The sequence below is a fragment of the Eubacterium sp. AF17-7 genome (assembly GCF_003461285.1).
In the GTDB taxonomy this organism is placed as follows: Bacteria; Bacillota; Clostridia; order Lachnospirales; family Lachnospiraceae; genus Eubacterium_U; species Eubacterium_U album.
On record NZ_QTWU01000001.1, the window covers coordinates 260,210 to 281,644 of the forward strand.

Annotated in this window: 18 protein-coding genes and 2 tRNA genes; 16 read left to right on the forward strand and 4 right to left on the reverse strand. The window is 32.5% G+C overall.

Annotated elements, in window-relative coordinates:
* The first annotated feature begins 9 nt into the window (after positions 1 to 9).
* From DWW96_RS01020 to DWW96_RS01030, 3 genes are all read left to right on the forward strand, one after another.
* Positions 10 to 1,644 (forward strand): class I adenylate-forming enzyme family protein, encoded by a 1,635-nt coding sequence (locus DWW96_RS01020; RefSeq protein ID WP_117908459.1) that lies wholly within the window; start codon positions 10 to 12, stop codon positions 1,642 to 1,644.
* A 219-nt stretch (positions 1,645 to 1,863) separates the two neighbouring features.
* A complete protein-coding gene (locus DWW96_RS01025) occupies positions 1,864 to 2,217 on the forward strand; it encodes a hypothetical protein (RefSeq protein WP_117908461.1) in 354 nt (117 codons plus the stop codon).
* 103 nt (positions 2,218 to 2,320) lie between these two features.
* Positions 2,321 to 2,506 carry a hypothetical protein gene (locus tag DWW96_RS01030; protein ID WP_022089118.1) on the forward strand — a complete coding sequence of 62 codons (186 nt, stop codon included), beginning with the start codon at positions 2,321 to 2,323 and terminating at the stop codon, positions 2,504 to 2,506.
* A 108-nt stretch (positions 2,507 to 2,614) separates the two neighbouring features.
* Here the strand turns inward: DWW96_RS01030 and DWW96_RS01035 are convergent, their stop codons facing one another.
* A complete protein-coding gene (locus DWW96_RS01035; protein WP_147339777.1) occupies positions 2,615 to 3,328 on the reverse strand; it encodes a cell wall hydrolase in 714 nt (237 codons plus the stop codon).
* Positions 3,329 to 3,893: 565 nt separating this feature from the next.
* Here DWW96_RS01035 and DWW96_RS01040 point away from each other — a divergent pair.
* A complete protein-coding gene (locus DWW96_RS01040) occupies positions 3,894 to 5,183 on the forward strand; it encodes an MATE family efflux transporter (RefSeq protein WP_117908465.1) in 1,290 nt (429 codons plus the stop codon).
* Positions 5,184 to 5,213: 30 nt separating this feature from the next.
* Here the strand turns inward: DWW96_RS01040 and DWW96_RS01045 are convergent, their stop codons facing one another.
* Positions 5,214 to 6,026: a cell wall hydrolase gene (locus DWW96_RS01045; protein ID WP_117908466.1), complete on the reverse strand. Its 813-nt coding sequence runs from the start codon at positions 6,024 to 6,026 to the stop codon at positions 5,214 to 5,216.
* 388 nt (positions 6,027 to 6,414) lie between these two features.
* Here DWW96_RS01045 and DWW96_RS01050 point away from each other — a divergent pair, with 388 nt between their 5' ends.
* On the forward strand, positions 6,415 to 8,256 hold the full coding sequence (locus tag DWW96_RS01050; protein ID WP_117908468.1) for an ABC-F family ATP-binding cassette domain-containing protein: 1,842 nt from the start codon (positions 6,415 to 6,417) through the stop codon (positions 8,254 to 8,256).
* 146 nt (positions 8,257 to 8,402) lie between these two features.
* On the opposite strand, the gene DWW96_RS01055 is transcribed toward DWW96_RS01050, so the two are convergent.
* Positions 8,403 to 8,834, reverse strand: a complete 432-nt coding sequence (locus DWW96_RS01055; protein WP_022089123.1) for a thioesterase family protein — start codon at positions 8,832 to 8,834, stop codon at positions 8,403 to 8,405.
* Positions 8,835 to 9,022: 188 nt separating this feature from the next.
* On the opposite strand from DWW96_RS01055, the gene DWW96_RS01060 reads away from it, so the two are divergent.
* From DWW96_RS01060 to DWW96_RS01090, 7 genes are all read left to right on the forward strand, one after another.
* Positions 9,023 to 9,556 (forward strand): helix-turn-helix domain-containing protein, encoded by a 534-nt coding sequence (locus tag DWW96_RS01060; RefSeq protein ID WP_117908470.1) that lies wholly within the window; start codon positions 9,023 to 9,025, stop codon positions 9,554 to 9,556.
* 137 nt (positions 9,557 to 9,693) lie between these two features.
* Positions 9,694 to 10,737 (forward strand): spermidine/putrescine ABC transporter ATP-binding protein, encoded by a 1,044-nt coding sequence (gene potA / locus DWW96_RS01065; protein ID WP_022089125.1) that lies wholly within the window; start codon positions 9,694 to 9,696, stop codon positions 10,735 to 10,737.
* A gap of 102 nt (positions 10,738 to 10,839) precedes the next feature.
* Positions 10,840 to 11,667: an ABC transporter permease gene (locus DWW96_RS01070; RefSeq protein WP_022089126.1), complete on the forward strand. Its 828-nt coding sequence runs from the start codon at positions 10,840 to 10,842 to the stop codon at positions 11,665 to 11,667.
* Positions 11,668 to 13,545, forward strand: a complete 1,878-nt coding sequence (locus DWW96_RS01075) for an extracellular solute-binding protein (protein WP_117908472.1) — start codon at positions 11,668 to 11,670, stop codon at positions 13,543 to 13,545. It abuts the gene before it with no gap.
* A gap of 106 nt (positions 13,546 to 13,651) precedes the next feature.
* Positions 13,652 to 14,458, forward strand: coding sequence for an RNA methyltransferase (locus DWW96_RS01080; RefSeq protein WP_117908474.1), 807 nt, complete (start codon positions 13,652 to 13,654; stop codon positions 14,456 to 14,458).
* Positions 14,459 to 14,661: 203 nt separating this feature from the next.
* Positions 14,662 to 14,734: transfer RNA gene (locus tag DWW96_RS01085), tRNA-Phe, on the forward strand.
* 4 nt (positions 14,735 to 14,738) lie between these two features.
* Positions 14,739 to 14,809 (forward strand) — tRNA-Gly (locus tag DWW96_RS01090).
* A 110-nt stretch (positions 14,810 to 14,919) separates the two neighbouring features.
* Here the strand turns inward: DWW96_RS01090 and DWW96_RS01095 are convergent.
* A complete protein-coding gene (locus tag DWW96_RS01095) occupies positions 14,920 to 15,762 on the reverse strand; it encodes a glycoside hydrolase family 16 protein (RefSeq protein WP_117908476.1) in 843 nt (280 codons plus the stop codon).
* 255 nt (positions 15,763 to 16,017) lie between these two features.
* Between DWW96_RS01095 and DWW96_RS01100 the strand changes: the two genes are divergently transcribed.
* From DWW96_RS01100 to DWW96_RS01115, 4 genes are all read left to right on the forward strand, one after another.
* Complete coding sequence (locus DWW96_RS01100) at positions 16,018 to 17,799, forward strand: B12-binding domain-containing radical SAM protein (protein ID WP_117908478.1); 1,782 nt, start codon at positions 16,018 to 16,020, stop codon at positions 17,797 to 17,799.
* Positions 17,792 to 18,517: a 3'-5' exonuclease gene (locus DWW96_RS01105; protein WP_022088690.1), complete on the forward strand. Its 726-nt coding sequence runs from the start codon at positions 17,792 to 17,794 to the stop codon at positions 18,515 to 18,517. The genes DWW96_RS01100 and DWW96_RS01105 overlap by 8 nt, the downstream gene beginning before the upstream one ends.
* Positions 18,518 to 18,908: 391 nt before the next feature.
* Positions 18,909 to 20,429, forward strand: coding sequence for a VanW family protein (locus DWW96_RS01110; protein ID WP_117908481.1), 1,521 nt, complete (start codon positions 18,909 to 18,911; stop codon positions 20,427 to 20,429).
* A gap of 27 nt (positions 20,430 to 20,456) precedes the next feature.
* Complete coding sequence (locus tag DWW96_RS01115; protein WP_117908483.1) at positions 20,457 to 21,434, forward strand: AIR synthase-related protein; 978 nt, start codon at positions 20,457 to 20,459, stop codon at positions 21,432 to 21,434.
* Position 21,435 lies beyond the last annotated feature (1 nt).

The window sequence follows — 21,435 nt, forward strand, 5'->3', positions numbered from 1 at the left end:
GGTAGAGAAATGCCAATCACAGAGATTTTAGAGAAGAACGCAAAAGAATACGGAAAAGATGTCTGCTTAGTAGAAATTAATCCGGACTTGCAGGAAAAGAAAAGAGTAACATGGAGAGATTACGAATTAATCGAATCCAATCCAATGTGTCAGTATAGAAGAGAAATTACATGGCACGTATTTAACGAAAAAGCAAACCGTTTTGCAAATCTGCTCATTAGCAGAGGAATTAAGAAAGGCGACAAAGTAGCAATTCTTTTAATGAACTGCTTAGAATGGCTTCCAATTTATTTTGGAATTTTAAAGGCAGGAGCTTTGGCTGTCCCATTAAATTTCAGATACGCAGCAGACGAAATAAAATACTGTGTTGAACTTGCAGAAGTAGATGTATTAGTATTTGGACCTGAATTTACAGGCCGTGTAGAAGAAATCGTTGATGAAATTGATGAAAAGAGAATTTTATTCTATGTAGGTGGTGACTGCCCAACATTTGCTGAAGATTATGATAAGTTAGCAGCAAATTGCCCAAGCTATTCACCTGACATTAAATTAACAGATGATGATTATGCGGCAATTTACTTTTCATCTGGAACAACAGGTTTCCCTAAAGCTATTTTACATAAACACAGAAGTTTAATGCATGCAGCAAAAGTTGAACAGAAACATCATGGACAGACTAAGGATGATGTATTTCTTTGCATTCCTCCACTTTACCATACAGGCGCAAAAATGCACTGGCTTGGAAGTTTTCTTGTGGGAGGCAAGGCAGTATTGCTTAAAGGTGTTACACCAAAGACTATTCTTGAAACAGTGTCAAATGAGCAGTGTACAATTGTATGGCTTTTGGTACCATGGGCTCAGGATATTTTGCTTGCAATAGAAAAAGGCGATGTTAAGCTTGAAGATTATAAATTAGACCAGTGGAGACTTATGCATATTGGTGCACAGCCGGTTCCACAGAGCTTAATTAAAAAATGGAAAACAATTTTCCCTCATCATCAGTATGACACTAACTACGGTCTTAGTGAATCAATTGGACCTGGTGCTGTACATTTAGGAGTCGAAAATATTGACCATGTTGGTGCAATCGGTGTTCCGGGATATGGATGGAAAGTTAAGATTGTGGATGAAAATGGTGTAGAAGTTAAGCAGGGAGATGTTGGTGAATTAATCCTTAAAGGACCTGGTGTAATGGAATGTTATTACAACGACCCTAAGGCAACAGCAGAAACGCTTAAAGATGGTTGGTTATACACAGGAGATATGGCTGAGCAGGACAGTGAGGGATTTATATACCTTGTAGACAGAAAGAAAGACGTTATTATTTCCGGTGGTGAAAATATTTATCCGGTTCAGATAGAGAATTTCTTAAGCAAACATCCTGATATAAAAGATGTAGCTGTAATAGGTATTGCTGATACAAGATTAGGTGAAATATCAGCTGCAATTATTGAATTAAAACCAGGTGTAGCAACAACAGAAGAAGATATTAATAATTTCTGTAAGGAACTTCCACGTTACAAGAGACCTAGAAAAATTATTTTTGCGGATGTACCTAGAAATCCAACAGGTAAGATTGAAAAACCTAAGTTAAGACATATGTATAACAGCGAAAACTTAGTAGATGCCCAGAACAGAGCGTAAAAGGGTAAATAATTAAATAAATTAAGATAATGCGAAAAGGCATAGCCCATAGAATTAAATTCATGAGTTGTGCCTTTTTTTGGCTCTTAAAATTTATGAATAAACAGAACATATTATATTAAATTAAATATAACGGTAAACAATATATTGACACACAAAGTATTAGAGAATAATATATGTATATATCAAAGGGACAATACAATTTATAGGAGGAGCGATATGAAAAAGTATTTGGCAGGAATTACAAGTGCAATTGCAACACTAGCATGTATCTTGGCAAACTATCTGGTGAGACTTGTTAATAAGGAAGTTTCAATGTCTTATAAGGCATGGGAAGGAATAGGAAAAGAGATTATTATTTACATAGTCTTAGGATTGATTATTGGATATAATATTTATGTATTAAGCAAAAATATTAAGAATAATACAATCACAATAATAGTTGCCGTAATTGTTAACATAGTAATTGCAGCTATTATGTTTTATTGGTGGGATCAGGTATGGACAATAGTTTTATTAGTGGGAAGTTATTTAACACTATTATTAACAAAGATAATTGAAAAAGAAGCATAAATAATAAAAGCGATAGAGTTCTGATATGAATCCACAACACAAGTTGAGATAATATCATTAATTCTATCGCTTTTATATTTAAAGGAAAGAGGAGGACACAGAGATGAGAAAAAGAAGATGCAAATGGGGAATTTGTTTCACTGCTTTATTAGTATGTGTAATGAGTGCAAGTGTTTTTGCGGCAACAGCTAGTAGAACAACTGTATATGCAGATTCAGAAGATAAATCGATTCAACTGGAGTACAGATGCTATGATACAGAAAAAGATAGAGGAATAATTATGGATTAAAATTAAATATAGAAGAGGCAGTTGCGTCTGTGATTAAATCACTAAAGCAACTGCCTCTTCTTAGATAAGTATATTACTGCCGGATTATTCCGGTAATATTATTCAATTTTATTTAAACTGGTGATTCTGTATCTGTAATCTGCATCCCGGTACATAACCACTGAAATATAAGTAACTGCTCATGTCAATGTTTTTATTATTATAAGAAACTGTATTGTCTCCATTTAAAACATCTTTAGCAGCTTTAATACAGTCAGAATTTAAACTTCCACTGTCGTATAATGATAATGATCTGCTAAGAGAACCATTTCTTGCAGGAGTAAATTGACCACTCTGATAAACAACTCCGCTAACTGTGTTAGGGAAGAGTGAAGATTTTACTCTGTTCATAACTACAATTCCTACAGCTTTCTTACCGGCATAAACCTGATTGCCTGATTCACTGTAAATAATTGAAGAAAGCATTCTTAAATCACTGCTGTTGTAACGATTCTTAACTGTTATATTAACTGTTCCGTAAGTTGAACCATTAACTTTACTTGTTATTGTAATTGTTGCCTTGCCGGCCTTTAAACCGGTAACAGTACCTTTCTTTGAAACCTTGGCAACTTTCTTGTTGCTTGATTTAAAAGAATAGTAATCAACATTATTACCATTGCTTTTTAAAAGTTTCTTTATCTTGTATGTCTTATTTACCTTAACTGTCTTCGTAATACTTATCTGTGATTTGTTTGTTGAATTAATATCTGCGTTTACCATTGTAATGCTTGATGCAATAAGCATAAATGCTATCATTAGTAAACTATAAATCTTTAATTTCACAACGACCTCCAAATGTTACGCTTATATTTTACAAATGTTACAAATTTGTTACGTTTATTAATAATGCCTTAAAAAACAGTTTTTGTCAAGGGTTTTCTTAAAGGAATAATATGACAAACCGTAATAAATAATAAAAAATGAGAACAAAAACGAAAAAAATCGAATTAATTTGTTACGGTTTGTAACAATTGAAAATGGAATATATAGTGAATGAAAAGAGTGGTTCATACAAGTACTTGATGAAAATGCAATATATCATATTTTAAGTTGCAATGACTCATAAAATTTATTTATAATAAGAAAAATTTTTTGGATATTGTAACATTTATGCTAATTGACAAATATAAAATTATATGTTACTTTTTTCAGAAGAAAAGTATATAAATTAACTGCCACCGGGTAGTAGCGTATAACGCTGGAGTTCATATCGTTAGGTCTTTGAAGATATGAAGTTCCGGCGATTTTTTTGTAATAAATAACAGAAGAAAATAGTGGACGGCAGAATTTGTGTAATAAAAGAATAATGAAATGCTAAACAATATTTTTAAAATAGAAGGATGGAATAATGAACAGTAACTTAAAAGAGTTTATTAAATATACAGTTTTTAATGTTTTAGGAATGATAGGGTTGTCATGCTATATATTAGCAGATACTTTCTTTATATCATTTGGACTAGGTGCAAATGGACTTGCGGCTCTAAATTTGGCACTGCCGGTTTACAGCGTTATTAACGGAAGTGGGTTAATGCTTGGAATAGGTGGAGCTACTAAATATGCAATAATGAAAAATCAGGGAAATAAGAAGTATAATGAAAGTTTTATGAATACAGTGTTTATGGCAATCGTTATTGGAATAATATTTTTCTTAACAGGGATAATTTTTTCGGGAAATATAGCAACGCTGTTGGGGGCAAATAAACAGGTTTACCATATGACATCTATTTATTTAAAAGTTCTTCTCATGTTTGGTCCGGCATTTGTATTAAGTAATGTAATGAATGCATTTGTTAGAAATGATGGAAATCCCAGACTTTCTATGATAGCAATGTTAGTAGGTAGTTTTGGCAATATTATTTTAGATTATTTATTGGTAATTAAATTTAGCATGGGAATGTTTGGAGCTGTCCTTGCAACCGGATTTTCGCCGATTATGGGACTTATGGTGTTATCGGGACATATTGTTTCAGAGAATAGCAACATTAAATTTAAAGTAGCAAAAATAAGAGCGTCATTTATTAAATCAATAATAATGCTTGGAATTCCTTCGTTTGTTGCAGAAATGTCATCAGGCATAGTGATTTTTGTGTTTAATATAATTATATTAGGCTTACAGGGAAATGTAGGGGTGGCAGCATATGGTGTTATTGCAAATTTAGCCCTTGTAGTGATTTCAATTTACACAGGTGTAGCACAGGGAAGCCAACCTTTGTTTAGTGCGGCATATGGGAAAAATGACAAGAAGATGCAGAAACAGTTATTTAAATATGCAATTACTGCTGTAACTTTGATTTCTATAGTAATATATGCAGTTATTTTGTTATTTGCAAATCCAATTACTTCTATATTTAATGGCGAAGGAAATATGCAGCTTCAGGCTATAGCAGTTAAAGGAATGTATTTATACTTTACTTCAATTTTATTTATTGGAATGAATATTGTGATGGCTACTTATTTTGCTGCAAGAGAAAAAGTAATTCCTTCATATATAATATCTTTTGGCAGAGGGTTTGTGGTTATAATTCCAATGGCGTTTATAATGAGTTTTCTATGGAAAATGACAGGTGTATGGCTGGCAATGACTGTAACTGAGGGAATAATTGCTGCTGTCGGAGTGGCACTAATAAAAAAAGCTTAGACCTTTAAGGTCTAAGCTTTTTTATATAAATTATTTAAACATATGATGTGCAATTCTAAATTTACTTCTGTAAATATATCTGCTAAAGAATAATGTCTTTGTCATGTTGATAGTTGAGTTCTTGTAAACAACTGTCTTATTACCATTTAATGCTTCCTTAGCTGCTGCAATACAGTCAGGATCCATTCTTCCGCTATCATATAATGCTAAAGATCTGTTAAGTGAACCGTTTCTTGCAGGAGTGAACTGTCGTCTCTGATAAAGAACACCTTTAATTGTGTTAGGGAAGAGACTTGATTTCATTCTGTTAGCAACTACAATACCAACAGCTTTCTTTCCGGCATATGGTTCTCCACATGCTTCACTGTAAATGATAGATGACATATATCTTAACTGACTTGCTGTGTAACTGCTCTTAACATCAAGATTAACAGTGGCATATACTGAATCATCTGTGTCAGAAGTAACAGTAACAGTTGTTGAACCTGTCTTAAGACCGGTAACAGTACCTGCCTTTGAAACCTTAACTACAGTTGAGTCATCAGCTGTAAAAGTCATATCTTTTACTGATTCAGAATCAAGATTTAATGATTTCTGTAATTTGATTTTCTTGTTAACTTTAACTGATTTATTAATATCTAATGTATTGTCTGTGTTATCTGTACTAGTTATATTGTTGTATGAATTTTCTGTTGATGTTTCTACTTCTGAAGCTGTTGATGTTTCAGTTGCTACTGTATTAGTATCAGGTATTGAAACTGAATCATCAGCGTGTACTGTTACAAGTCCTACTGCTGCAAACATAAAAGTAAAAACTAAAGAACTGTAAATTTTACGTTTCAAAACTAACCTCCAATTATTATATAATTAATTACGAATAATTATTACGAAAAGTCGTAAATTTATTACAAAAATATTACGCCTATTAATAATGCCTTAAAATTCAAAAAATGTCAAGAGTAGGACACAGTCTTTTAACATATTTAAGAATAGGATAAAGAAAGATAAATAAGTTGCAATGAATAGTTTGTTTTGTTAAAATTTAAAAAGGTTTTGCCGTATAAATGGGCATTCTGAGCAAAAATGGTTAAAAATTTTTTTTAACAAATATATAGAATAAATAAAAAGAAAGTAAAAAATAAAAAAATTTACTAAAATATATAAAAATTTCGTTTTTTTGTGAAAATTATTGAAATTTGAAATAATTAGAATAATGAAAAGAGGCATTAATTTGAATATATTATCAGTTGAAAATATAACACATTCATTTACGGAAAGAAAATTATTTGACAAAGCAAGCTTTTATCTTCATGAAGGAGACAAAGTAGGTGTTATTGGCATAAATGGGACAGGAAAATCTACATTATTAAAAATAATGGCAGGAATAGAAGAGCCGGATGAAGGAAAAGTAATTAAGGCATCGAATTTAATGATTCACTATTTGCCACAGAATCCTAAGTTTAATGATGAGGATACGGTCATAGAAAGTGTACAGAATATGGTACATCATCATGCAAATGAAAATGAACTTATAGAAGCTAAAAGTATGATGACACGTTTAGGAATAACGGATTTTGAACAGAAAACAGGAGAATTGTCAGGAGGACAGAGAAAAAGACTGGCTTTGGTTTCGGTGTTGCTTACACCATGTGATATTTTAATTTTAGATGAACCTACAAACCATTTAGATAGCACAATGGCTGAGTGGCTTGAAAATCAGCTTAAGGTATTTAAAGGCGCTCTTGTAATGGTAACTCATGACAGATATTTTTTAGATAGTGTAACAAATAGAATAATCGAACTTGATAAAGGAAAGATTTACAGTTATCAGGAGAAATATTCAGGATATTTGCAACGTAAGGCAGAAAGAGAAGCGAGTGACAAAGCCAGCGAACGTAAACGCCAGAGTATTTTAAGAAAAGAAATTGAGTGGATGCAAAGAGGTGCAAGAGCAAGGTCTACGAAGCAGAAAGCTCATATTCAAAGATATGAAAATTTGAAAAATCAGCAGGGAATAGTAGAGGATGAAAAAATTGAACTTAGCAGTATAAAGTCCAGAATGGGAAGAACAACCATCGAAATTGAAAATATTTCTAAGGCTTACGGAGACAATGTGTTAATCAAAGATTTTACATACAATTTCCTGAAAGGTGACAGAGTCGGATTTGTAGGAAAGAATGGATGCGGAAAAACAACTTTGATGAAGATTATTGATGGCCGAATTAAGCCTGACAGTGGAAATATTAATATTGGACAGACAATTAAGCTGGGTTATTATACTCAGGAAATTGAAAATGACAAAGATGCGGGAATTGCTTATATGGATTCTGAAGACAGAGTTATTGATTACATTAAAAATACTGCTGAATTTGTCAGAACTGAAGAAGGGCTTGTTTCGGCATCAGTTATGCTTGAAAGATTCTTGTTCCCATCATCACAACAGTACAGTAAGATTGGCAAATTATCGGGTGGTGAGAGAAGACGATTGAATCTTCTAAGGGTTCTAATGGAAGCACCAAATGTTCTTATTTTAGATGAACCTACAAATGATTTAGATATAGAGACGATGACAATATTGGAAGACTATTTAGATAGTTTTGATGGAATTGTAATTACTGTTTCTCATGACAGATATTTCCTCGACAGAGTTGTAAGAAGAATATTTTCTTTTGAAGGAAATGGTGTGATTCGTCAGTATGAAGGTGGTTACACAGATTACATTAATAAAAAGAAGGAAAATGAAACACCGGAAGAAAATATTTTTTCAAATTCAAAGTCAAAAAATTCTTCAGAAGATAAAAATGGTAAGTCAGACTATAAAAATAGAAATAAAAAATTGAAATTCTCTTACAATGAGCAGAGAGAATATGAAACCATAGAAGATGACATATCTAAATTAGAAGAAAAACTTGAAAAATTAGATGATGAAATGAACAAAAATGCAACTAATTCTGTAAAACTAAAAGAATTGATAGATTCTAAAGAAGAAACAGAAACTCTTTTAATGGAAAAGATGAACAGATGGGAATATTTAGAAGATTTGGCTAAAAAAATAGAAGAGCAGGGAAGGTAAATATTTTTATAGAAATGATAACCATAAAATAAAGGCAAGGGAAAATTTTTCCATTTGCCTTTTTTCTAATATAATAAAGTCTGTTAATGAACAGATTGTTCAGTTATTAAAAATGTCTGATAGAATATTTTCATAATATTCCTTGTTTACTGATTATCAGATACTTTATCTAAACACTCTAAGAATTTCTCATGGTATTCAGTCATGTTGTTTTTTAATGAAACAGGTCTTCCGTTTTTACTTAAAAAGCAATGGCTTGTAATGCCTCGAGTTGTTACTTTGCCGGATTTTTTATCAACTATTTCATAATTTAATTTCATACGAATGCCATTGTATTCGATAAGGCTAACCTTAATAAGCATTGTTTCGCCAAACTGAACCATACGCTTGTATTCACATTGAACACTAAGAACAGGTGACATAATACCATTCTCTTCTAATTCTTTATAAGGTATACCTAAGGAATCCATAAAAGCAATTCGGGCTTCTTCAAAATATCTTAAGTAATTTGAATGATGAACAACTCCCATCATATCAGTTTCATAGTAATTTGCTTTTCGCTCATATGTAAATGTCATATTAAAAATCCCTTCTATCTTAATTTAAATCATTGCATCTTTAATTTTTATCAACATTACTAGTATACATCATTTTACAAAAATGTGTTATCAAAAATATTGACAATAAAAATGCGATTTTGTATAGTGTATCTGGGTTTAGTTTTACTAAACATTAAGGTTAGTATTTGAAAATAAAGGAAAAAATAATGGATATAGGATTTAAGATAAAAGAATTGAGAATGGAGAGGGGATTAACGCAGGAAGAACTGGCTGACAGGGCAGAACTTTCTAAGGGGTTTATTTCTCAGGTTGAAAACAATCTTACATCTCCATCAATTGCAACATTGACAGATATTTTGCAGTGTCTGGGAACGGATTTAAAAGATTTTTTTAATGATACGAAGGATGAGCAGATAGTCTTTTCGAAAGAGGATTATTTTGAAAAAAATGATAGTGAATTAAAGAATTACTTACAGTGGATAATCCCTAACGCCCAAAAGAATACGATGGAACCGATTCTTCTTACATTAGAACAGGGAGGTTCGACGTATCCGGACAACCCTCATGAGGGAGAAGAATTTGGATACGTATTAAAGGGAAGCGTGGAAATCCATATAGGTGGAAAGATTTATAAGGCAAAAAAAGGCGAGTCATTTTATTATGAAGCAAAATACAACCATCATATAGAATCAAAAAAAGGTGCAACAATAATATGGGTAAGTTCACCACCGAGTTTCTAAAAATATCGAAACAATAATGGTAAGTTTATCACTTGATTTATAACGACGACTAAGAACTACCATAAATTTATAGGTGTGTTGATTAACGTATATAATTGTAAAAAATTGGAACTATTAAAAAGATTGGAGGATGTACAGTGAGTAATAAGATTATTGAATTAAAAGGAATAACAAAGACATTCGATGACCAGCAGGTTTTAAAAGGAATAGATTTAAATATATATGAAAATGAATTTTTGACATTGCTTGGACCTAGTGGATGCGGAAAGACAACACTTCTTAGAATTTTAGGCGGATTTGAATCTGCAGACAATGGAGAGGTATTGTTTAATGGCAAAGATATTGCAAAGGTTCCGCCATATAAAAGAGAAATAAATACGGTATTTCAGAAATATGCTCTTTTTCCATTTTTAAATGTATATGATAATGTGGCTTTTGGTCTTAATTTGAAAAAAATGGATAAGGACGTAATAGATAAAAAAGTTAAAAATATTTTAGCTTTAGTTGGACTTGAAGGATTTGAAAAGAGAGATGTTACAAGACTTTCAGGTGGACAGCAGCAAAGAGTTGCCATAGCAAGAGCTCTTGTAAATGAACCTAAAGTTTTGCTTCTTGATGAACCACTTGGAGCGCTTGATGCAAAATTAAGAAAGGACATGCAGATTGAACTAAAAAAGATTCAGAAAGAAGTAGGAATTACTTTCGTATTTGTAACTCATGACCAGGAAGAAGCGTTGTCAATGTCCGACACGATTGTTGTTTTAAATGATGGTGTTATCCAGCAGATTGGTACGCCTATGGACATTTACAACGAACCTGAAAACAGATTTGTTGCAAATTTTATTGGCGAGTCAAATATTATAGAAGGAAATATGCTTAAGGATTGTCTGGTAAAATTTGATGATATTGAATGGGAGTGCGTTGATAAAGGGTTTAAAGATAATGAAGAAATTGAAGTAGTTCTTCGTCCTGAAGATATGGATATTGTAAAACCCGAAGAGGCACAGCTTGTAGGCACAATTATTTCAAAGGTATTTATGGGAGTTCACTATGAGTATCTTGTTGAAACAAAATATAGAAATTATAAAGTTCATACAACAGATGATTATGAAGTGGGGCTTAAGGTTGGAATGACAATTGACCCATTTGACATTCAGGTTATGTATAAGATGGATTATTAATAGGAGGAAACAAAATGAACGAAGTTCATTTTCTATAAATGTTTCCGACGAATAGCCGCCGACCGAAGGGCGGGGGCATTACATGTTTTACAGGAGGAAGAAATGGGACATTATAAAAATTTAATAAAACCGTATGTGTTCTGGTCATTTTTGCTTATTGTTGTGCCGCTGTTATTGATTGTGTTGTATTCAGTTACGGCAGGCGACAATTCCGTGTTGACCATACATTTTACATTAGACAATTTTAAGAAAATATCAGATCCTGTATATTTAAATGTATTTATAAAATCTCTTAAGATGGGATTGATTACTACAGGAATTTGTGTGGTGTTTGCATATCCGATGGCATATATTATTGCAAAATTTGACGAGAGTGTTCAGGATATTTTAATTTTGCTGGTTACAATTCCTATGTGGATTAATACTTTGCTTAGAACTTATGCATGGATTAGTTTGCTATCAGACAATGGAATTGTAAATTCGTTATTAAAGGTTTTAGGAATAAATCCTGTAACAATGATGTATACAGATTTTTCAGTTGTAATGGGATTAGTATGTGACTTGCTTCCGTTTATGGTAATTCCAATCCATACATCTCTTGCCAAAATGGATTATTCCTTAGTAGAGGCAGCAAATGATTTAGGAGCAAATAGATTTCAAACTTTTACAAAAGTTATTTTTAAACTTTCGATTCCGGGTGTTATAAGTGGTGTAACGATGGTGTTTTTACTTTCAATATCAAGTTTCGTAATTCCATCTTTACTAGGTGGACGTCAGTATGTACTTATTGGAAATTTAATTGAAAATCAGTTTATATCAGTTGGAGACTGGAATTTCGGAAGTGCGATTTCTATTATCCTTGCAATTATTATATTAGGATTAATCAGATTAATGAAAAAGATTGACTCTGAGGAAGCAGGAGGTGAATAGATGAATAAGAAAGTTTCAATAGGACCAAAGTTATATATTGCGTTGTGTTTTATATTTTTCTATTTGCCAATTGCAATTACAATGTTATTTTCATTTAACTCATCGAAGTCACTTACTCATTTTACAGGATTTTCATTTAGATGGTATGAAAAATTAATTACGGACAGAGATATTATTTCGGCTGTTTATGTTTCAATCAGTATTGCCATAATTTCAACATTGGTATCAACTGTTCTTGGGACAATTACTTCAATCGGACTTTCAAGAAGTAGAAAGGTTCTTAAAGAATGGGTTCTTAGCGTAAATGACCTTCCTATTATGAATCCTGATATTGTTACGGCTATAGGTCTGATGATTTTATTTTCTTCTATTAAATTAGGTAGAGGATATTTGACAATGTTGCTTGCACATATCGCATTTTGTACGCCATATGTAATAACAAGTGTTTATCCTAAGGTAAGACGAATGGATCACAACCTTGCAAATGCTGCAATGGATTTAGGAGCAACACCTTTTCAAGCACTTACAAAGGTTATAATTCCAATGTTAAAGCCTGGAATTTATGCTGGAATGCTACTTGCATTTACAATGTCACTTGATGACTTTGTAGTTTCATATTTTGTAACGGGAAATGGTGTCCAAAACATTTCAATAGTAGTTTATAACATGACAAAAAGAACAAATCCGACAATTAATGCACTGTCAACTCTTCTTATTTTAGCAGTTGTAATTATTTTGATTGTTGTAAATGTAATTCCTGCCATTGCAAAAAGACAGCACAGAGAGGCAAATGAAATTGCATCAAAGGGACATGGAGTGTGGAAGAAATTTGCTCCGGTGCTTTCAGTTATATTGGCAATTGCAATTGCGGGCGGATGTGTTTATGGATTTGTTAAAGAACAAAACCGTCAGGTACTTAGAGTGTTTAATTCAGGAGAATATATGGATACAAATCTTCTGACTAAATTTGAAAAAGAATATGACTGTGAAGTTGTTTACGAAACATATGATTCAAATGAGTCAATGTATACAAAACTGTTAAGTGGAGCTGAGTATGACATTTTAGTACCGTCTGACTATATGGTTGAAAGACTTATAAAAGAAGAAAGAATTCAGCCGGTTAATTGGGATTTAATAACAAATAAGGATAATGTTATCAGTAATCTGTTTGAGAATGAATATGATCCTGAAAACAAATATACAGTGCCTTACTATTGGGGAACTGTAGGAATTTTATATAACAAAAATATTGTAGATAAGGCAGATTTGGCACAAGGTTGGGAAATCTTAAAAAATAAAAAATATGCAGGCAATATTTATATGTATGATTCAGAAAGAGATTCATTCATGGTTGCATTGAAAGTGTTAGGTTATTCAATGAATACTTCAAATCATGATGAACTAAAGAAGGCATATGACTGGCTTGTTGACCAGCGTGAAATTATGCATCCTGTTTATGCCGGAGATGATGTTATTGACAATATGATTTCAGGCAATAAAGCAATGGCAGTTGTATACTCAGGAGATGGAGCATATATTATGTCAGAAAATGAAGATATGGATTTCTTTGTCCCTGAGCAAGGCTCAAATGTGTGGTATGACAGTATGGTTATTACTAAGCAGTGTAAAGATACAAAACTTGCTAATGAATTCATTAATTTTATGCTAAGGGAGGACGTGGCAAAGCAGAATACGGAATATATAGGATATGATAGTGCAGTAAAATCGGTTTATGAATATTTTAGAGATGATGAATATGAAGGAATTTCAGCATGTGCGCCTGATATTTCAAATCCGTTAAATGAAACATTTAAATATCAGGATACTGAATTAAAAGAATTCTGTGCCGGTTTATGGACAAAGGTTAAGTCTTATTAGAAGTGAGTATTGCTATTATGACTTATAAAAATAAGTATGAGTTGCAATCTATAGAATTGTAACCGATTACGAATGAAGAAAAAGTATTATTAGAAAAAGGAGCATTATGGCAAATATTATAGAGATAACTGATTTTAATTCTCCACAGTTAGATATTTATGCAAGAATGTCGGAAGGGCAGCTTCTTAACAGACATGAACCTGAAAAGGGGATATTCATAGCAGAAAGTCCAAAGGTAGTTGAAAGAGCGTTAGATGCGGGATGTGAGCCGATATCAATGCTCGTTGAACATAAGCATATTGATGGAGAAGCAAAACCTATTATAGACAGATGTGGAGAAGTTCCTGTGTATACAGCACCATTTGAAGTGCTTACACGGTTGACGGGATTTAAATTGACAAGAGGAATGTTGTGTGCAATGCATCGCCCACAACTTCCTAATGTTTCAGAAGTTTGTAGCAAAGCAAGGCGTATAGCAGTTCTTGAAAATGTAATGAATCCTACAAATGTGGGAGCGATTTTCCGTTCGGCAGCAGCTTTAAACATGGATGCGGTTTTGCTCACTCATGGATGCAGTAATCCGTTGTATAGAAGAGCGATAAGAGTAAGTATGGGAACGGTATTTCAGATTCCTTGGACTTTTTTGGACAAAGAAAAAGGAGTAAGTGAACTTAAAGAATTAGGATTTAAGACAGCCGCGATGGCATTAACTGATGATTCGGTATCAATTGATAATGAGGAACTTTTGGCAGAAGAAAAACTTGCAATAGTTCTTGGAACAGAAGGAGACGGACTTGCAAAAGAAACAATTGCAGATTGTGATTATACTGTAAAAATTCCGATGTCTCATGGGGTAGATTCATTAAATGTAGCAGTAGCCAGTGCAGTTGCATTCTGGCAAATTGGAAAATAATGAGGTCTTAGACCTTTTACTTCAGGCATTTTAAAATTAAAAGTGTAAGACTAAAATCGACTTTGTCCACTTCAAAGTGGAAATAAACTTTTCGCTTCACGTTAAAATTAAATAAAAAAAATCGCTTGACAAAAGAGTGTGGTTATTGTACTATAAAACACGCGAGTGCGACTCAAAGCAAGCGCATCATGAATAAGTGATGTGCCCAGTTAGCTCAGTTGGTAGAGCAGAGGACTGAAAATCCTCGTGTCTCTGGTTCGATTCCGGAACTGGGCACTCCGCGGGTGTAGTTCAATGGTAGAACACTAGCCTTCCAAGCTAGATACGTGGGTTCGATTCCCATCACCCGCTTTTGTTATGCCTAAAAATGCTTGTAGAATTTCTTAAAAGAAATATATTAAATATACTTAATCAAAAGAACCCACATCATCGCTGATGTGGGCTCTTTTGATGTTGCTATATTATTTTTTCTGATAAACTCTTACATAATCAATAATAAATTCAAAAGGAATATTAGAATCATCTACAGGTCCGCCAAGCCCACCGCCGACAGCAGTATTTAATATGAGATAAAAAGGCTTGTCAAACGGCCATGAATCATGGCTTTGGTCTGTGTCATCAGCTTTGTTGTAACGACAGTAGCTTTTGCCATCAACGAAATATTCGATATAATCTTTAGTCCATTCCATTGCATAGACATGAAAATCATCTGAAAAATCAACGTCAAAAGTTACATTTGTTGTGTACTGAATGCCATCCTTACGTGTATGATTGTGATTTTTAGAATGAAGGCTGAACAATAAATGCTTTTTTAACCTTCCAATATGTTCTAAAATATCAATTTCGCCACAGTTTGGCCAATGCTCATTTTCAGGAATAGGAGGCAAAATAGCTCGTTGCTCCTTGCTCATGTTAAAGAAATCTGGGCGGCCATCAGGTCTTGTAGGAATTCCGTCAGGTAATTTATGAGGTTTAATATATGGCATCATCCATATTGCAGGCCATGAGCCGACACCTCTTGGCACTTTGGCACGAAATTCAAAATAACCATATGTCCACATTCCTTTATTTAAAGTGTTGACTTTTCCTGATGTGTATTCACGGTCGCCATCCTTTTGCTTTAAAGAACGTATTGTTAAATGACCATCTTTCACAAAAACATTATCAAGTCTGTCAGTATAGGCCTGAAGCTCGCGATTTGGCCACTGAAAGTTTCCGGTTTCATAATTCCATTTTTTAGAATCTAATTTTCCTTCGTAATCAAATTCATCATTCCAAACTAAATTGTATTCATTAATATTCATAACTATCTCCGATAAAATTTAAAATTCTTTTTGAATTTAACAATGAAAATATTTTTATGCAACACCTTTTTAAAATAATTTATACATAATAAATTGTTTTGGTGTACAATCACTATTGAGAATAAAATAAAAATATGTAAATATTGGGAATGATTGTGAATACATAACGTATAATATTAAATTTTACACAGTCAGAATAATGAGATTAAAAATTCTACAGTATTAAAAAAATAATAATCTAAAAGAGGAAATAAAATGAATATAGTTTTAGTAGCAATAAATGCAAAATATATACATTCAAATTTAGCAGTTTACAGCCTGAAAGCTTATGCAGAAAAATATGCAAAAAATGAAAATATAGAAATAGAAATTGCAGAATATACAATAAATCAGACAGAGGACGAAGTACTTAGAAATTTATATGAAAGAAAGGCTGATATTTTAGCATTTTCATGTTATATATGGAATTTGCAAATGACAAAGCATGTAATTGAAAATATGAAAAAGGTTGCGCCTAATGTACCGATTTATATGGGAGGTCCTGAGGTCTCGTATAATGCTAAAGAATTTCTTTTACAAAATAATGAAGTAGAAGGAATTATGCGCGGAGAGGGAGAAAAAATATTTGCAAATTTTGTTACGGCTGTGTCAGAGGAGAATAGCCCGATACCAAATCTTTCCAATATAAAGGGAGTGGTTTATAGAAGTGCGAGCGGTGAAATTATTGAAAATGAATTGGAAAGCCCGCTCGATATGTCGGATATTCCATTTGTGTACAAAGATTTAAAACAGTTTGAAAATAAAATAATGTATTATGAGACGAGTCGTGGATGCCCATTTTCCTGTAGTTATTGCCTCTCATCGATAGATAAAAAATTAAGATTTAGAAATTTATCTTTAGTAAAAGAAGAATTGAAGTTCTTTATAGATAATAAAGTCGCACAGGTAAAATTCGTAGACAGAACATTTAACTGCAAGAAAGACCATGCAATAGAGATATGGAAGTTTATAAAAGAACATGACAATGGAATAACGAATTTTCATTTCGAAGTTGCAGCAGATTTGATGACAGATGAGGAAATAGAAATTATTAAAGATATGCGTCCAGGACTAATCCAGTTAGAAATTGGAGTGCAGTCTGTAAATGAGATGACTATTTCAGCAATAAACAGAAAGACAAATTTAGACAAAATAAGAGAAAAAGTTGCTAAGATTAAATCATTTGGAAATGTACATCAACATCTTGATTTGATTGCGGGATTGCCTTATGAAGATTATGATTCATTTGCAAATTCCTTTAATCAGGTTTATGCGATGAAACCTGACCAATTGCAGTTAGGATTTCTTAAAGTACTTTATGGTTCAAATATGAAACTTATGAGCGGGGAATATGGAATAAAGTACTTGTCATATCCACCGTATGAGGTTTTAGAGACAAAATGGATTTCATATGAGGATGTGCTTAAATTAAAGGAAGTGGAAGAAGTAGTTGAAATATACTATAATAGTTTTCAATTTTCTAATTCAGTTATGTATTTAGAAAAAATGTTTGAAACTCCATTTGAATTTTATGAAGAGCTAGGCACGTTTTATAAAGCAAACAGCATGAATGGTGAAAAACATTCGCGAATTGCAAGATATATATTGTTAAGAAAATTTGCAGAATTATTAATAAAAGAAGAAAATAGACCGATAGATATTAATAAGTTTGACGAATTATTAACATTAGATGTATATTTGCGTGAGAATATAAAAACAAGACCGTTATTTGCAAAAGATATTAATAACTTTAAGAAGGAAAAGCAAAGTATTTACAGAAATGAGAAAATATATGAAGTAATTCCTGCGTACAGGGATTATGATAGCAAGCAGATTGCAAAAATGACTCATATAGAAGTGTTTGAAAAAATTTATGAAGCACAGTCAAATCCGAAATATATTTTATTTGACTATAAAGACAGAAACGCGTTAAACAGCGAAGCAAACACAATTGATGTTACAAATTTAGTTGAAAGGTTTGGAGAGAATAATGACTAATGAATATGTCTGTGTGGATATTGAAACCACGGGATGTAAACCAATGGAAAATAAAATAATCGAAATAGGTGCTGTAAAGGTTAAAGATGGAAAGATAGTTGACACATTCTCACGTCTTATAGACCCTGAATGTAATATCCCTTATTACATAACTAATCTTACAGGAATAACAAATGATATGGTAAAGGGGCAGGATACGATAGCTATTGTGCTTAAGGACTTTATTGACTTTGCAGAGGGTGATGTGATAATGGGGCATAATATAATGTTTGATTATAGTTTCCTAAAATGCAATGCCATGGCGTACAATTATAAATTGGAAAAAAGGGGAATTGATACGTTAAAGATTGCAAGAAAAACTATGCCTGAATTAGAAAGTAAGGCGCTGGATTATTTGTGCAGATATTTTGGAATTCTTGACGAAAATCATCATCGTGCATTTAATGATGCTGCAGTTACGGTTGAATTATATAATATTTTGTGTGGCAAATTTGGTGCAGAGTACAAGGAAGTATTTGAACCACAGCCGCTTGTGTGTAAAATAAAAAAAATACAGCCTGCCACGGCAAAACAAATAAAATATTTAAAAGATTTAATGGCATATCATGGTATAGAAGAGCAAATTGAATACGACAAACTGAGCAAAAATGAAGCATCTAAAAAAATAGACAAAATTATAAGCAAAAAGGGAAGAATTTTTGGCTTTGAGAACAAATAGTGTTGTGTTATACTGTGATAATATAGGTTTATAAGCAAAACTATTATGGAATTTATAAGAATTTGCATTGCTAAAGTTAAGAAAATAGTGATAACATATGCAACCTGAGCAAATATGCAAATTAAAAATTTCTACAAATTATAAAAGTATATAAAGGAGAATTGACATGAATTTTTTTGATATGTTCAATAAGAAGAAAAACCAGAGAATCATTTCAGGTGTAATAATTGCAGTAGTTGTACTTGCAATGGTAGTGACAACAGTATTTTCTGTTATGCCGTAAATATAGAAGAGAAAACAAAATGAATGAATTTCATTTTTCTATAAATGTTTTCGACGAGTAGCCGCCGACCAAAGGGAGGGGCAATACAGATTAAGAGGAGGAAAACAAGTGAAAAGTATAAAGAAGAGCGTTGCTGTTATAACAGTAGTTGCAGCTGTACTTGGAATGTCAGTATTTGCATTTGGAGCTGCATCTTCTAAAAATTCAAAAGATAAAGATGTAATCAAAAGTGGAGTAAGAATTGAAAGTATAGACGTAAGCGATTTGACAGAAGAAGAAGCAAATACTAAGGTAAAAGCTTATGTAAAAGAAAAAACAAATGTGCCGGTTAAGATTGATGTAAATGGTACAGAGGTAAAAACTAATTTAAGTGACTTAGGATATAAATGGACAAACAAGTCAGTAATTGAAGAAGCAGTCGGAGTTGGAAAATCAGGAAATGTTATAAAGAGATATAAAGACGGACTTGATTTGAAAAATAAAGGAATTGAGCTCAAACTTGAATTTGGAATTGAAGAAAAAAATATGAAAGACAATTTAAAGAAAATTTGCGACAGCTATAATGTTGAAGCAAAGAATGCGTCTTTAAAACTTACTTCTTCAGGGTTTGAAGTTATACCTGAGCAGGATGGTGTCGTTATTGATTATGATGTAACAGTATCAGGTTTATATGATTACATAACAAAGGAATGGGATAACAAATCAGATATTTTATATACAGCAGAAACAAAGGTGTCTAAACCTAAATATACATCAGAAGATTTAAAGAAAGTTTCTTCTACACCTATGGGAAGTTACTATACTTCATTTTCTGTAGGAACTTCATATGATAATAGAAATAACAATATTAAACATGGAGCTGAAGTATTAGACGGAATTCTTTTATATCCGGGAGAGCAGTATTCATTAAATGAACATTTGGCACCATGGACAGCTGAAAATGGATGGTATCCTGCAGGAACATATGTTGATGGTGGTGTAGCAGACAGTTATGGCGGTGGTATTTGTCAGGTATCAAGTACACTATACAATGCATTGCTTGAAGCAGAAATTAAAGTTGTAGAAAGATATTCTCATTCAATGTCAGTAGCTTATGTGCCATTGGCAGCGGATGCGGCTTTAGCAGGAGATTATAAAGACTTAGTATTTGAAAATAATACGGATGCACCTATTTACATTCAGTCTGTATATAATGCAGGTGGAACATTGACATTTAAAGTTTATGGCCATGATACAAGAGACAGTAGTCGCTCAGTAAAATATGTAAGTGAGACAGTTAAGGAAATACCAATCGGAACAAAGGTTACAAAGGATTCTTCAAAACCTACAAGTTATGAATCAGTAACTGAAAACGGTCATGTGGGATATGTTGCTAAGCTTTGGAAAGTTACATATGAGAATGGAGAAGAAGTTGATAAGGAATTGTTACACACAAGCACTTATGCAATGACTCCAAGAAAAGTTGTAAGAGGAACAAAGAAAGCAGATAAAACAACAGAAGAGGCAACAAAGAAAAAAGATGATTCTGACTCAGATTCAGATAACAAAGAAGAAACAACAAAGAAAAATGAAAAGCCTGGAAATACAACAGAAGCTAAGGCTAAAGAAACAAAGAAGTCAGAAGAATAAAATAATATATATGATAGGCGGTGGCTTATGCGCAGAGGAAAGATTTCTGAAATCGCTTTAAAACGTTCTGTTTTAAAAAATATAAAAAACAGAAATGATAAAGTGATTAGAGGAGCAGATTTAAGTAATGACGCCTGTGAAATACGATTAGAAGACGTTACGGTTGTAATGTCTTCTAATTGTATAGAAACATGGTTTGAAGGATGCATAGAGTTTAATATAGCAAAGGGAATGAATAATATATATATACAGGGTGGAATTCCATTTGCGGCAGAAGTTTCAATTGCATTACCATTAGAATATGAAGAAAAGCAGCTTGGCAAATTAATGAGAAAGCTTAATGAAGTATTTGGCAAATACAATGTGCAGATTTCAGGAGGCCATACTACTGTTTCTGCTAATGTAAATCAACCTATAATTATGTTTACTATAATGGGTAGTAAGTGCTACAATGTAAATTGTTTAAAGGACATTAAACCCGGACAACAGATTGTTATGACAAAATCCATAGCAGTTGGTGGAACGGGAGTTATATCTAATGCTAAGACGGACATTTTAAAAGAAAAATTCATAAATACATATGTTGATAAATGTAAAGATATTATAAATTATATTTCAATTGAAGACGAATCACGTATAGCCTTGGAATACGGAGAGGTTGCTTTACATGACATTTCTACAGGAGGAGTTTTTGCGGGAGTATGGGAACTTACATCTGCAAGTGGTCTTGGAGTGAAAATTGAATTACAAAAGATTCCGGTATGGCAGGAAACAGTTGAAGTATCAGAAGTATTTGATATTAATCCTTATATGCTTGATGGTACAGGTTCTTTATTGATAGTAACAAATAATGGGGAAAGGCTTGTAGATGTTTTAGAAGAAAAAGGAATAAACGCAAGCGTTATAGGAATAATAACATCCGATAAAAACAGAGTATTGATAAATGGAGATGAAACAAGATTTCTGGAACCTCAAAGAGGCGATGAAATATATAAGTTATTCTAAA

What these genes read in the sequence shown, in the direction of transcription:
- DWW96_RS01115 (WP_117908483.1), top strand. Translation starts at nt 20,457, where the DNA reads ATGCGCAGAGGAAAGATTTCTGAAATCGCTTTAAAACGTTCTGTTTTA.
- DWW96_RS01040 (WP_117908465.1), top strand. Translation starts at nt 3,894, where the DNA reads ATGAACAGTAACTTAAAAGAGTTTATTAAATATACAGTTTTTAATGTT.
- DWW96_RS01100 (WP_117908478.1), top strand. Translation starts at nt 16,018, where the DNA reads ATGAATATAGTTTTAGTAGCAATAAATGCAAAATATATACATTCAAAT.
- DWW96_RS01075 (WP_117908472.1), top strand. Translation starts at nt 11,668, where the DNA reads ATGAATAAGAAAGTTTCAATAGGACCAAAGTTATATATTGCGTTGTGT.
- DWW96_RS01020 (WP_117908459.1), top strand. Translation starts at nt 10, where the DNA reads ATGCCAATCACAGAGATTTTAGAGAAGAACGCAAAAGAATACGGAAAA.
- DWW96_RS01030 (WP_022089118.1), top strand. Translation starts at nt 2,321, where the DNA reads ATGAGAAAAAGAAGATGCAAATGGGGAATTTGTTTCACTGCTTTATTA.
- DWW96_RS01070 (WP_022089126.1), top strand. Translation starts at nt 10,840, where the DNA reads ATGGGACATTATAAAAATTTAATAAAACCGTATGTGTTCTGGTCATTT.
- DWW96_RS01060 (WP_117908470.1), top strand. Translation starts at nt 9,023, where the DNA reads ATGGATATAGGATTTAAGATAAAAGAATTGAGAATGGAGAGGGGATTA.
- DWW96_RS01055 (WP_022089123.1), bottom strand. Translation starts at nt 8,834, where the DNA reads ATGACATTTACATATGAGCGAAAAGCAAATTACTATGAAACTGATATG.
- DWW96_RS01080 (WP_117908474.1), top strand. Translation starts at nt 13,652, where the DNA reads ATGGCAAATATTATAGAGATAACTGATTTTAATTCTCCACAGTTAGAT.
- DWW96_RS01095 (WP_117908476.1), bottom strand. Translation starts at nt 15,762, where the DNA reads ATGAATATTAATGAATACAATTTAGTTTGGAATGATGAATTTGATTAC.
- DWW96_RS01105 (WP_022088690.1), top strand. Translation starts at nt 17,792, where the DNA reads ATGACTAATGAATATGTCTGTGTGGATATTGAAACCACGGGATGTAAA.
- DWW96_RS01025 (WP_117908461.1), top strand. Translation starts at nt 1,864, where the DNA reads ATGAAAAAGTATTTGGCAGGAATTACAAGTGCAATTGCAACACTAGCA.